This is a genomic window from Paludibacter propionicigenes WB4 (assembly GCF_000183135.1).
In the GTDB taxonomy this organism is placed as follows: Bacteria; Bacteroidota; Bacteroidia; order Bacteroidales; family Paludibacteraceae; genus Paludibacter; species Paludibacter propionicigenes.
Map to the genome: position 1 here is coordinate 2,957,218 of NC_014734.1, position 13,525 is coordinate 2,970,742.

The window sequence follows — 13,525 nt, forward strand, 5'->3', positions numbered from 1 at the left end:
AAATATGCAGCTAAGAGAATTGCTGATAAATTTTATATTTTTTCTTATTTCTCCGACTTTTCTTTGTGTCTGACTTCTTTTTTGTTCTTAATTAAGGGATGTGCAGAACGCCATAAGGTGTCTTGTGGATGTTTGTATTGGTTTTTGGCTGTAAAATGGTTTTAAGTTACAATTATTCAATGCGTTATATCTATTGGATGAAGTGCTTTTATTATTCGTGTTTTTTGTGTATTTTTGCGAACCAAACTAAAATTGAAGTAATTTACGAATGAATAATATACGCAATTTCTGCATTATAGCCCACATTGATCATGGGAAAAGTACCTTAGCCGACCGTTTGTTGGAATATACTAACACAGTTGCCGGAAAAGAAATGCAAGCGCAGGTGCTCGATAATATGGATCTGGAGCGCGAACGTGGGATTACGATTAAAAGTCACGCCATACAAATGGGATATAAGCTCAATGGCGAAGAGTATGTTTTTAATTTGATTGATACTCCTGGGCATGTCGATTTTTCGTATGAAGTGTCACGTTCTATTGCGGCTTGTGAAGGTGCGTTACTTATTGTTGATGCTACGCAAGGCATTCAGGCTCAGACTATATCGAATTTATATATGGCGTTGGAACATGATTTGGAGATAATCCCTATTATGAACAAAATGGATATGGATAACGCTATGCCCGAAGAGGTTGAGGATCAAATTGTAGAATTGATTGGTTGTAAACCGGAAGAGATTATACGTGCCAGTGGAAAAACAGGTATGGGAGTGGATGAAATTCTGGAAGCAATCGTCAATCGTATTCCTGCGCCAAAAGGCGATCCGGAAGCTCCTCTTCAGTGTTTGATTTTTGATTCGGTTTTTAATTCGTTTCGTGGAATTATTGCCTACTTCAAAATTGTGAACGGTACGATAAACAAAGGTGATCTGGTTAAATTCGTAAATACAGAGAAAGAATATTCTGCCGAAGAAATAGGTATTCTTAAACTGGATATGTCGCCAACCAAAAGCTTGAGCGCTGGCAACGTGGGATATATCATTTCCGGTATCAAAACTTCCAAAGAAGTAAAAGTGGGTGATACGATTACGCATGTCAAACGACCTTGTCCAAAGTCAATCGAGGGTTTTCAGGAAGTGAAGCCTATGGTTTTTGCCGGGGTTTATCCTATCGAAACCGAAGACTTTGAAGATTTACGATCTTCGATAGAGAAATTGCAATTAAATGATGCTTCGCTGACTTTCGAGGCTGAATCTTCTGTTGCGCTGGGCTTTGGTTTTCGTTGCGGATTTCTTGGTATGCTACATATGGAAATCATTCAGGAGCGGCTCGATCGCGAGTTTGATATGAATGTGATAACCACAGTGCCCAACGTTTCGTATAAGGTTTATACAAATAAAGGCGGATTAATTGAGGTGCATAATCCTTCGGGATTGCCTGATATTATGGCAATTGATCGTATTGAGGAGCCTTACATTCGCGCGTCAATAATAACCCGCACCGATTATATCGGTCAGATTATGACGCTTTGTCTGGGTAAACGTGGCGAGTTGGTGAAACAAAATTATATCTCCGGAAATCGTATGGAGTTGATCTACGATTTGCCTTTAGGAGAGATTGTTTTCGATTTTTATGATAGACTGAAGAGTATTTCTAAGGGTTATGCTTCGTTTGATTATCATATGAACGGATTTCGTCCGTCGAAATTAATCAAACTGGACATCCTGCTTAACGGAGAGTCTGTGGATGCGTTATCTTGCCTTATTCACGTGGATAATGCGGTTTCGCTGGGTAAGCGTATGTGCGAGAAACTAAAGGAGTTGATTCCTCGTCAGCAATTTGATATTGCTGTTCAGGCGGCCATTGGAGCTAAGATAATCTCGCGTGAAACAATCAAAGCTGTTAGAAAAGACGTGACTGCCAAGTGTTACGGAGGTGATATCAGTCGTAAACGAAAGCTGTTGGAAAAGCAAAAGAAAGGAAAGAAACGAATGAAACAAATCGGTAATGTGGAAGTTCCGCAGAAGGCTTTCCTGGAAGTGCTAAAGCTTGATTAAACGGTTTGTAAATTGGGTCGATAGTTGCATAACAGAGAAAGTTGATATGTGTAAATATCATATTCTCGGCTTAATCATAATTTGCTCAACAATTTATTAATTTGTTTCATTGATCTATGTTTTTTTTTATTTAAACGAATCTAGTTTTTATTAGATTTTTTTATATATTGCTTTGGGTCGAAATGCGAATTAATCTGTAAATTTGCGACTTGTTTGGAAAAAATAAATAACGAATAATCAATTATCAAAACGCTATAAATCTATGTCAGAGTTAATTGGACATATTTCACAAATCATCGGACCTGTGGTCGATGTTTTTTTCGATTTAAAAGGAAAAGATGAAGTGAGATTACCGGCCATTCATGATGCTTTGAGCATCGACCGTGGAAATGGGAAAGAACTGATCGTTGAAGTTCAACAACACATTGGTGAAAACACTGTACGTACGGTGGCAATGGACTCAACCGACGGATTACGTCGTGGTCTGAGTGCAGTGGCTTTGGGTACTGCTATTTCAATGCCAATCGGAAGTCAGGTTAAGGGTCGCTTAATGAATGTAATCGGTGATTCCATTGATGGCATGAAAGCGTTAGATAAAAAAGGAGCTTATCCTATTCACCGCGAACCTCCTAAATTTGAAGATCTGACCACAAGTCAGGAAGTTCTTTTTACAGGTATCAAGGTGATTGACTTGCTTGAACCATATTCAAAAGGAGGTAAAATTGGTCTTTTTGGTGGTGCGGGTGTTGGTAAAACCGTTTTAATTCAAGAGCTTATCAATAATATCGCCAAAGGTCACAATGGTTTCTCTGTATTTGCCGGTGTGGGTGAGCGTACTCGTGAGGGTAATGATTTGCTTCGGGAAATGATTGAATCAAACGTAATCCGATACGGCGAAGAGTTTAAAAAAAGCATGGAAGAAGGCAATTGGGATTTATCCAAAATTGACTATTCCGAAGTAGAAAAATCACAGGTAACCTTAGTGTTCGGACAAATGAATGAACCCCCTGGAGCTCGTTCATCAGTGGCACTTTCGGGCTTAACGGTTGCAGAATCTTTCCGCGATGGTGATGGTACCGGTGGCGGACGTGATATTCTTTTCTTTATCGATAACATTTTCCGTTTTACACAAGCTGGTTCTGAGGTTTCGGCTCTTTTGGGACGTATGCCTTCAGCGGTTGGTTATCAACCTACGCTGGCTACCGAGATGGGTGTGATGCAAGAACGTATTACTTCTACTAAAAACGGATCTATTACTTCTGTTCAGGCTGTTTATGTGCCTGCTGATGACTTGACTGACCCTGCTCCTGCAACTACGTTCTCGCACTTGGATGCAACCACGGTATTGAGTCGTAAAATTTCCGAACTTGGTATCTTCCCTGCTGTTGATCCGCTAGAATCAACCTCACGTATCCTTGATCCGTTGGTAGTAGGCGAAGATCACTATAATACTGCTCAACGTGTAAAACAAATTCTTCAGCGCAACAAAGAATTACAGGATATTATCTCCATTTTAGGTATGGAGGAATTATCGGAAGAAGATCGTTTGGTAGTGACTCGTGCACGTAAAGTTCAGCGCTTCCTGTCTCAACCGATGTACATGGCATCTCAGTTTACTGGTCTTCCGGGAGTGATGGTGTCAATAGATGAAACTATTCGTGGATTCAAAATGATTCTCGATGGTGAATTGGATTATCTTCCTGAGATGGCATTCCTAAGTGTTGGTACTATTGATGATGCGATTGCAAAAGGACAAAAACTAATCGAGCAATCAAAGAAATAAGTTGAGAGATGGTTTATCTGTCTTGACGATATGATCAGTAGCCCATGAACTTTATGAACTAATCAACCAATAATGAAATTAGAAATAATTACCCCTGAGCAAATTTTCTTTTCCGGCGAAGTAACTTCTGTAACTTTACCCGGAACAATCGGACTCTTTACGGTGTGGGAAAATCATGCCCCGCTTATTTCTTCTTTGGCAAAGGGTAAACTGAGTTACGAAATTGATAAGAATGTAACCGAACTATCTGTTGATGGTGGTTTTGCAGAGATAAGTAAAAATGTAGTTACGGTGTGTCTTGAATTAGTGAAGACCTGATTAATGCAAAAACTAAGAAAACATCTTGTAATTATTCTTACTGCTGTCATGTTGGTCTGCGGTTGGGGTGTTTGGTTGTTGTTGAAAAACGTTCTTCCAGCAAGTTATTTTTGGGCTTATCCGGCTATTCCAAGTTTTTTCTACATAATGGGACTGGTACTGATTAATGTAATAACCAGGGATAGAAAAGAGAGCCAGCTCAAGTTAGTGAATCTGTATATGTTGATACGACTTACCAAAGTCGGTGCCAGCATATTATTTGGCGGATCTTATTTGTTATTTGTAAAAGAGCAGTTACGCGATTTTAGTATCGTTTTTATTGGCTATTATTTAATGTATCTGGGTTTAGAAACTTATTTCTTCTACAGGGTGGAGGAAATAATCAAAAAAAAGAAAGTAGATGAATAATTTACGTAAGATATTAGGTCTGATTGCATTATTGATATTTATGTCGGGGGCTACTGCCTTTGCCAGTGAGTCTGCATCGGCCGAAAACCCAAAGGAGGATGTAAATGTCAAAGAGTTGATTCTTGAACATTTGGCTGACTCTTACACTTGGCATATAACAAAAGTTGGTGAAACAGACATTGCTATTCCGCTTCCTGTAATTGTATATAGCCAAACTACCGGTTGGCATGTGTTTCTGTCTTCAGCTTTCCACGAAGGTGCTCAGCATGAAGGTTTGTCCATTGCTACCGAAGGAAAATATAAAGGAAAAATCGTTGAAAAAGATGCACAGGGCAATGATGTGAAGCCTTTCGATTTCTCTATTACCAAAGTTGTATTCTCAGTTCTGTTTAATAGTTTGCTGCTTATAATTATCATTATGTTGGTGGCTCGTTCATACAAGAAAGATGCTCTTCAATCAAAAAAAGGATTTGTAGGATTTATGGAAATGTTCATCATGAATGTCAATGATGATGTCATAAAACCTTGTATCGGTAAAGAATACCGACGGTTTGCTCCTTATTTGTTAACTGTATTCTTTTTTATTTTTATCAATAACTTGATGGGATTGATTCCGATTTTCCCTGGAGGAGCCAATGTAACAGGCAATATCGCTATCACCTTTGTGTTGGCTATTATTACCTTCTTGGTTGTAAATCTGTCGGGAACTAAGGAGTATTATAAAGAGATTTTTTGGCCGGATGTACCGTTGTGGTTAAAGGTGCCTGTTCCGTTAATGCCGGCAATCGAAATAGTAGGTGTTTTTACCAAGCCGTTCGCTTTGATGATTCGTCTTTTTGCTAACATTCTTGCCGGTCACTCTATTGTGTTGGGATTAACCTGTCTGGTTTTCGTAACGGTTAAACTCGGCGTTGCGATGAATACAAGTATGAGTATTGTTTCGGTATTGTTTAGTGTGTTTATCAATATGGTTGAACTTTTGGTAGCCTACATTCAGGCTTACGTTTTCACCATGCTTTCTGCTGTATTCATTGGATTGGCGTTGGTTGAACCACACCACACAAAGGAAGCGCATAAATAAAAGGTCTCAATGGAGAGCTTTAAAATGCTTGAGAATTAAAAAAGAAATATAGAAAATAAAAATTATAAACTTGTCTTTAATCTTCATTTCAGGGGTTGGGGGCTAAAAATTTAAAAATTATGTTACTGACAATTTTATTACAAGCTGCCGCAGGTGCAGGTTTAGCTAAATTAGGTGCAGGACTTGGAGCAGGACTTGCTGCTATCGGTGCCGGTCTGGGTATTGGTCGTATTGGTGGATCTGCCATGGATGGTATTGCGCGTCAACCAGAAGCTGGTTCAGATATTCGTATGTCTATGATTATCGCTGCTGCTCTTGTTGAAGGTGCTGCTTTGTTTGCTATCGTAGTTTGCGGATTTATTCTTTAATAAAAATCTAAAGTCAATGACCGGTTATAAATGGTCATTGCATTTTATCGGTTGACAAAGCTTGTCTGTGTCAATATTGAATTATGAATTTTTAATCCTGAATTATTATGTCTTTATTATTGCCTGATTCCGGTCTCTTGTTCTGGATGCTATTGTCATTCGGAATAGTTGCTTTTATCCTTGTAAAATATGGTTTTCCTGTCATTATAAAAATGGTGGAAGAACGTAAAGCTTACATCGATAATTCATTGAATGTTGCCATACAGGCACACGAAGAATTGGCTAATGTTAGAGCGGAAGGCGAAGCCATAGTGGATAATGCCAGACGCGAACAGGTGAAAATCATGAACGAAGCCGCTCAGACTCGTGACATGTTGATAAAAGATGCCAAAGAAAAAGCCGGAATCGAAGCAGATAAACTGATTGAGGATGCCAGAAAACAAATTCTGATTGAAAAGGAAGATGCCATTCGCGATATTCGTCGTCAGGTTGCTGAGTTGTCAGTTGATATCGCTGAAAAAATACTTCGGGGACAATTGGCAGAGAAGGATCAGCAAATGGCTATGATTGACCGCTTGCTCGACGAAATTAATATCTCTAAATCGTAAATTGCTTAGCTAGTTGATTTGTAAATTGGTTGATTGGTCTGAATTCTAAAGTAAGCTCCAATCGTCAGTTATAATTTAAAATCGTAAATCAAAGATGAATACAGGACTCATACCAGCTCGTTATGCCACAGCACTTTTGGATTTTGCCAGTGTCAGCAATGAGCAGGATCGTGTGTATACCGAAGCAAAAGCCATTATTCAAAGCTATTTTCAGTTTAGTGAATTGAGGACGGTGCTTGATAATCCGGTGTTGGCTAAAGCCGAAAAACGTAAAATTATAATTCTAGCTGCGGGTGGACAAGTAAGCAAATCATTTGAACGTTTTCTTGATTTGCTGTTAGAGAATGATCGTGAATATCATTTACACTCCGTTGTTCTGAAATATATCGACCTGTTTCGTAAGCAGAAGAACATTCATTATGGCAAACTGACCACTGCTTCGGCTGTTGATAAGGCTGTTGAAACCCGATTGATGAGCTTGGTGGAAAATACAACCGGAGGAACCGTTGAAATGGAGAAAATAATTGATCCGGATATCTTAGGCGGATTTATGTTCGAAGTGGATTTTGTTCGTTGGGATGCCAGTATTTCAGGTCAGCTGCGTAGAATTAAGAAAGATTATATCGAGAGAAACAAAAAAATCGTTTAAACAATAGGCAGTTGATAATTTGATTGTGAATTATTGATTGTGAATTATTAATAGTAATAAGATGTCTGATAAGATAAAGGTGAGCGAAGTATCTGAAATTCTTCGGATGCAACTCGAAGGAATTGACACCAGTGTTCAGTTTGACGAAGTAGGTACTGTGCTACAAGTTAGCGACGGTGTGGTACGTATTTATGGTCTGCGCAATGCCGAAGCCAATGAACTGTTGGAGTTTGAAAACGGTATCAAAGCCATCGTAATGAACCTGGAAGAAGATAATGTCGGAGCGGTTTTGCTTGGACCTACCAGCCAGATCAAAGAGGGCTTTACGGTAAAACGAACCAAACGCGTTGCTTCTATCAATGTTGGAGAAGGAATGTTGGGTCGTGTAATCAATCCGCTGGGTGAACCGCTTGATGGTAAAGGTAAAATTTCCGGCGAAATGGTTGAAATGCCTCTTGAACGAAAAGCTCCCGGTGTTATCTACAGACAGCCGGTTAATCAGCCGCTCCAAACCGGTTTGAAAGCCGTGGATGCAATGATTCCAATCGGTCGCGGACAACGCGAGTTAATTATTGGTGACCGTCAGACCGGAAAAACCAGTGTGGCTATCGATACCATCATTAATCAGAGATCTAATTATGATGCTGGTGATCCGGTGTATTGTATCTATGTGGCTATTGGACAGAAAGGTTCTACTGTAGCTTCAATACTAAATACACTTCAGGAGCATGGAGCTATGGATTACACGGTAATCGTTTCAGCTACTGCTTCAGACCCTGCTGCATTACAATATTACGCTCCGTTTGCCGGTGCATCCATCGGCGAATTTTTCAGAGATACTGGTCGTCACGCTTTAGTTGTTTATGATGATTTGTCAAAACAAGCTGTTGCATATCGTGAGGTTTCGTTGATTCTTCGTCGCCCATCAGGACGTGAAGCTTATCCCGGAGATATTTTCTATTTGCACTCTCGCTTGCTTGAACGTGCTGCACGTGTTATTTCTCAGCAGGAAGTAGCTGAGCAAATGAATGATTTGCCGGACAGTCTTAAAGGCAAAGTAAAAGGTGGTGGATCATTAACCGCTTTGCCTATCATCGAAACTCAGGCAGGTGACGTATCTGCTTATATTCCAACCAACGTAATTTCTATTACTGATGGTCAGATATTCCTCGATACAGATTTGTTCAACCAGGGTAATCGCCCCGCTATCAATGTGGGTATTTCAGTTTCGCGTGTAGGTGGTAATGCTCAGATTAAAGCCATGAAGAAAGTGGCCGGTACACTGAAAATAGATCAGGCTCAGTTCCGCGAACTGGAAGCTTTTACCAAGTTTGGTGGAGATATGGATGCTGTAACAGCTATGACCATTGACAAAGGACAAAAGAATACACGTTTGCTGGTGCAGGCTTTGCACGAACCGTTACCGGTAGAAAAACAGGTAGCTGTGCTGTATTGTGGTACACATGGGTTGCTAAGCAATGTTCCGCTGGATAAAGTTCAGGATTTTCAGAAGGAATTTTTGATGGTGTTAGAATTATCTCATCAGGCGGATGTACTTGATGTTCTTAAAAAAGGAAATATCAACGATGAAGTTTCGGCAATAATCGAACAGGTTGCCGGCGAAGTTGCAAAACGTATTTCTTTGAAAAACTAATTGTTATCAGTCCAATCTTTCAAAGGATTAATTCTCAATTTTCAGTTGTGAATTACTAATTATAAAAATGGCTACATTAAAGGAAATAAAATCACGTATTCAGTCAGTACAATCGACTCAGAAGATTACCTCAGCAATGAAAATGGTGTCTTCTGCAAAATTGCGCAAAGCGCAAAAGACCATCGAGAATTTTTTCCCGTATGAGCAACGATTAAATGGCTTACTGAATAACTTCTTGAGTGCAGAAGAAGGCAACGTTTCTGTTTTTGCCGACGTGCGCGAGGTGAAGCGTGTTGCAATTATTGCTTTCTCATCGAACACAAGTCTTTGCGGTAGCTATAATAGTAATGTAATAAAGCACCTGCAAACTGCCGTTGAGAATAATAAGTCTTTAGGAAAAGAAAATATACTGATTTTTCCGGTTGGTAAAAAGATAGCCAAAGCCTGCCATAGGCTGGGTTTTGAACCTCAGGATAACTTTGAAGCCATGGCGGATAAGCCGACTTATTTAGCTGCTTTGGAATTAGCAGACAAAGTCATGACCTTGTTTAATAATAAGGAAATTGACAAAGTAGAGTTGATTTATCATCACTTTAAAAGTAAAAGTTCTCAGGTATTGACAGAAGAAACTTTTCTGCCCATTCAATTGAAGCCGGCTGAAAGAGGTGCAGTTGCACTCGACTATATCGTAGAGCCCGATCGTGCAACTATCATGTCGGAACTTATTCCTAAAGTGTTGCGATTGAAGATTTATACCGCTTTGTTGGATTCAAATGCTTCTGAGCATGCTGCAAGAACTATTGCAATGCAAATGGCTACTGATAATGCAACGGATCTGTTACAAGAGCTATCGCTTCAGTACAATAAATCGCGTCAACAAGCCATTACCAACGAGCTGCTTGATATTGTCGGTGGATCGTTTGGACAAAATTGAGATATGAATTTTTATATGAAAAAGGTTGCAAGTTTTGCAACCTTTTTTTTTGTTGCTAAATAGCAATATTCTTCTTTGTAAATGCGATTTATAAATCAAAATTAGAGATTTGCTATTAAATGAGATGGATTTTCATTTAATTTGAAGATATTTTCTATAAATATTAATGTTTTGCTGATATTTTATCACATAGCAATAAAAAATATTGACGTTTATATAAAAATAAGTCGTATAAACGTTTTAAAAGTTAATCTTTATTGTTATTTTTGTGGTCATTATCAATTAAAGTCCATGGCGTGATGAAAAAAATAGTGATTACATTTTTATCTGTAGTTTTAATAGGATTCTTAGTTTATAGTATTACATTTTACCACCACTCTTCCTCCGCTTCAAAGTTGCATAACGACACTATTTCAGCAAAACTATATAGTGATTCAGCAAAAGCATACGTTCAAAACAAACCGAATTTGGCTATTCTATGGTACACTAAAGCGATTAAAAAGCTCGAATCCATTTCTTCCGACAATAAAACTCGGCATTTATTAGCGAATACTTACGTTGATTTGTCGTGTGTTTATGTTCCGCAAGGCAAATATGACAAGGCAAATGAGTTTCGTCTCAAGGCGCTGAAAGTAGCCGGTGAAACAGATCTGGATATTAAAGCCAAGGTGTTGATGCAAGAGGGGGTGAGCTGCTACCATCAAAGCCGTTTTGAAGACGCGTTGAAATTGTACGAGCAAGCGCAGGAGATTGAAAGAAAAGTAAATAATCCACCCGTCCAGATAAAAATATTCTCCAACATAGCCATTATTAGTTACCAGCAGGGAAATACAAAAATGGCTGTCGACTACTTCAATAAAGCATTAGAGTTTGCTAAGAAATCGGGAAATCAGGGATTGATTTCTGATGCGTATATTAATCTGGGTGTTGTATATATGAACCAAATGGATTATAAACGTGCCCGGCAATGTTACCTCACAGTTATTGATTATTATAAGAAGAACAACCAGCAACAGGATTTGATGTTATGTTACCAAAATTTGGGTAGCGTATATTATATGCTCGAAAAATATGATGATGCTATTGATTGGTATCAGAAATCGTTGGAGTTGGCCAAAAGGCTTGATAACAAAATAGGTGTAGCCAAAGCCTACCACAATATTGGTGAGGTCTATATGCTTATTGGAGATTATGTACAAGCAAGCAATGCCTTTATTGGCTCGCTGAAGATAAAAGAAGCGATAGGTGAAAAAGCGAGTGCAGCCTATGGATACCGTTCGTTGGGCGAGTTATATTTTACCCAAAAGAACTACAGTAAGTCTTCATTTTATTATGAAAAAGCCTTGCAAATTGATAATGCTCTCCAATTGGTTAAGGAACAAGCTAAAGATTATGCTAATGTATCTGTAGTTTATGGGGAACAGAAACAATTGGATAAAGCTATAGCTTATTGTAATAAAGCCGTGAAATTGGCTCAACAGATTGATGATAAATTCGGAGTTTCAGAGGACATAAGGACATTGGGCGGATTTTATTTTAAACAAAAGAACTACAGCCGGGCTGAGTCATGTTATCTGCAAGCACTTGCGCAGAAAAAGATCATAAATGACCAGGAAAGTCTGGCAACAATTTATTCTCAATTGGCCGAATTGTATACAAGCAAACCTGCAATCGGTGCGGAGAAGAAACATAATTTGAGGATTGCGCTTGATTATGGTTTGACTGCATGGAAAATAGCTGAAGAACAAAAGATACCACAGTTGATTTCAGAGGTTAGCAACGATTTGTCGAACATTTATAAAGAACTCAATGATTATTCTAAGGCCTATCATTTTCTTGAAATAAATAGAAAGACGAACGACAGCATTTTCAATACATCGAAAACGGAAGCATTGACTTTTGCCGAAGCTCGATGGAATAATGAAAAGAAGCAACAGCAAATTGCCGGTTTGGAAAAACTCAATGCAGCTATTTCGGCTAAAAAGTTAGCCGAAGCCAAACGGCATCGTTTTGTTGTTATTGGTTTGATTTTTATATTTGTTTTAATCATCATCATTGGAGGATTATATTGGCTGTACAGGTACAAGCAACGTGAGATTATACAGCAAAAGCAATTGTCGCGCATCTCCATGCTTCGCCTTCAAAATATTCGCAATCGGATATCACCACATTTTATATTTAATGTGCTCAACCGCGAAATTAGTTCGGAAGCGGACAAAGATAAATATCAGGAGATGATTGGTTTGGTAACCTTTCTACGACGAAGTCTGGAAATTACAGAAAAGACATCCGTTTCGCTTGAGGAAGAATTAGACTTTGTGAAAAATTACATCCAAATGGAGAAGCGAAGTTTAAATAATGATTTTCGCGTTCAGTGGAGTGTTGACGAAAGCATTGATTCCCGACTTTTGAAAGTCCCGGCTATGATTATGCAAATTCCTATCGAAAACGCTATGAAACATGCTCTACGCGCTAAAGAGGGGGAGAAGCTGCTGAGTATCTCAATCTCGAAACATGATGTTGGTACGCAAATTACGATTCAGGATAATGGTGCAGGATACCATCCCGAAAATATAGTAAATACAAGAGGCACCGGTACCGGACTGAAAGTTCTGTATCAAACTATCGATGTATTGAACTCCAAAAATGAAGAAAAGATTAGTTTCAATATAGAGGATGTGAAAGATAGGGCGATGAGTGGAACCCGAGTGAAAATAACAGTACCAGAGGAATATAATTTTGAAATATAGATAATACAAGCCAACTAAATTGATTATGAAACGAGCATTTAATTTGGTGTAAACCAACGAGCATGAAAATCAAATGCAAGTTCCATGTGACCTTATAAAAACAATTATTTACACATGAAAGATCAGAAATATACTGTAGTAATTATCGATGATGAAAAAAATTGTATCGCGAATATCCGACATTCGCTTAAGGAGTTTCCCGAATTGTTGCTCGTTGGGACTACCCAATCAACCGATACAGGTAAAAAACTAATTGTAGAACAGCAGCCTGATCTACTGTTTCTGGATGTGGAGATGCCCGAGCAATCGGGCTTGGAGTTGTTAGACGAATTACAGGAAAGGATAAGCTGGCCTATGCAGGTGGTTTTTTATACGGCTTATGAAAAATACCTGTTGGATGCTTTGCGGGCTTCAGCATTCGATTTCCTACTAAAACCGTATCAAGAAAGTGAGCTCAGGCTTGTAATGAATCGGTTCTTTAAATCAGCTACGCAAGCACAGGTGCATAATTATTTTCACGAAACATTAGCTCAACTTTTGCCTATCAACGAATCGTTTATGATTGCTACTCCTACAGGTTATCAGAAACTGGGCTTAAAACAAATAGGATACTTCCAACATCAAAAAGATAAAAAACAATGGGAAGCAGTTTTGACTGACCAAACCCAGTTGCCGTTGAAACGAACGACTACTGGTGACGATATTTTAAAATACTCAACGTCATTTGTTCAGATAAATCAACATCAGATCATTAACCTTGATTACTTATCTTTTATTGAGGGCAAAAGTTGCCTTTTATTACCACCTTTTCAGGCAATGCCGTTGGAAATATCGCGTAAGTATATGAAAGGGCTTCAGGAAAAATTTGAATTAATTTGAAAAGAATACTGATATTTCGAATTTTGATCCTTGCCTC

The 13,525-nt window shown here is 38.7% G+C and carries 12 protein-coding genes; all 12 read left to right on the plus strand.

Going from position 1 to position 13,525, the window contains the following annotated elements; all coding sequences use genetic code 11:
- Positions 1 to 268: 268 nt before the first annotated feature.
- Positions 269 to 2,056, plus strand: a complete 1,788-nt coding sequence (gene lepA / locus PALPR_RS12195) for a translation elongation factor 4 (RefSeq protein WP_013445939.1) — start codon at positions 269 to 271, stop codon at positions 2,054 to 2,056.
- Between the two features lie 262 nt (positions 2,057 to 2,318).
- On the plus strand, positions 2,319 to 3,839 hold the full coding sequence (gene atpD / locus PALPR_RS12200) for a F0F1 ATP synthase subunit beta (RefSeq protein WP_013445940.1): 1,521 nt from the start codon (positions 2,319 to 2,321) through the stop codon (positions 3,837 to 3,839).
- Positions 3,840 to 3,911: 72 nt separating this feature from the next.
- Positions 3,912 to 4,157: a F0F1 ATP synthase subunit delta/epsilon gene (locus PALPR_RS12205; protein WP_013445941.1), complete on the plus strand. Its 246-nt coding sequence runs from the start codon at positions 3,912 to 3,914 to the stop codon at positions 4,155 to 4,157.
- Positions 4,158 to 4,160: 3 nt separating this feature from the next.
- Positions 4,161 to 4,565, plus strand: a complete 405-nt coding sequence (locus tag PALPR_RS12210; RefSeq protein WP_013445942.1) for a hypothetical protein — start codon at positions 4,161 to 4,163, stop codon at positions 4,563 to 4,565.
- Entirely contained in the window at positions 4,558 to 5,646 is a 1,089-nt protein-coding gene (gene atpB, locus PALPR_RS12215) for a F0F1 ATP synthase subunit A (RefSeq protein WP_013445943.1), read from the plus strand. The genes PALPR_RS12210 and atpB overlap by 8 nt, the downstream gene beginning before the upstream one ends.
- 119 nt (positions 5,647 to 5,765) lie before the next feature.
- A complete protein-coding gene (gene atpE / locus PALPR_RS12220; protein ID WP_013445944.1) occupies positions 5,766 to 6,014 on the plus strand; it encodes an ATP synthase F0 subunit C in 249 nt (82 codons plus the stop codon).
- Between the two features lie 107 nt (positions 6,015 to 6,121).
- Positions 6,122 to 6,622, plus strand: coding sequence for a F0F1 ATP synthase subunit B (gene atpF, locus PALPR_RS12225; protein WP_013445945.1), 501 nt, complete (start codon positions 6,122 to 6,124; stop codon positions 6,620 to 6,622).
- 94 nt (positions 6,623 to 6,716) lie between these two features.
- The gene (locus tag PALPR_RS12230) at positions 6,717 to 7,271 is read left to right on the plus strand and encodes a F0F1 ATP synthase subunit delta (RefSeq protein WP_013445946.1); all 555 of its coding nucleotides are present in this window, start codon (positions 6,717 to 6,719) and stop codon (positions 7,269 to 7,271) included.
- Positions 7,272 to 7,332: 61 nt separating this feature from the next.
- Positions 7,333 to 8,925, plus strand: coding sequence for a F0F1 ATP synthase subunit alpha (gene atpA / locus PALPR_RS12235; RefSeq protein ID WP_013445947.1), 1,593 nt, complete (start codon positions 7,333 to 7,335; stop codon positions 8,923 to 8,925).
- A gap of 67 nt (positions 8,926 to 8,992) precedes the next feature.
- Positions 8,993 to 9,859 carry a F0F1 ATP synthase subunit gamma gene (locus PALPR_RS12240; RefSeq protein ID WP_013445948.1) on the plus strand — a complete coding sequence of 289 codons (867 nt, stop codon included), beginning with the start codon at positions 8,993 to 8,995 and terminating at the stop codon, positions 9,857 to 9,859.
- A 299-nt stretch (positions 9,860 to 10,158) separates the two neighbouring features.
- Positions 10,159 to 12,609 (plus strand): tetratricopeptide repeat protein, encoded by a 2,451-nt coding sequence (locus tag PALPR_RS15525; RefSeq protein WP_013445949.1) that lies wholly within the window; start codon positions 10,159 to 10,161, stop codon positions 12,607 to 12,609.
- A 114-nt stretch (positions 12,610 to 12,723) separates the two neighbouring features.
- Positions 12,724 to 13,488: a LytR/AlgR family response regulator transcription factor gene (locus tag PALPR_RS12250; protein WP_013445950.1), complete on the plus strand. Its 765-nt coding sequence runs from the start codon at positions 12,724 to 12,726 to the stop codon at positions 13,486 to 13,488.
- Positions 13,489 to 13,525 lie beyond the last annotated feature (37 nt).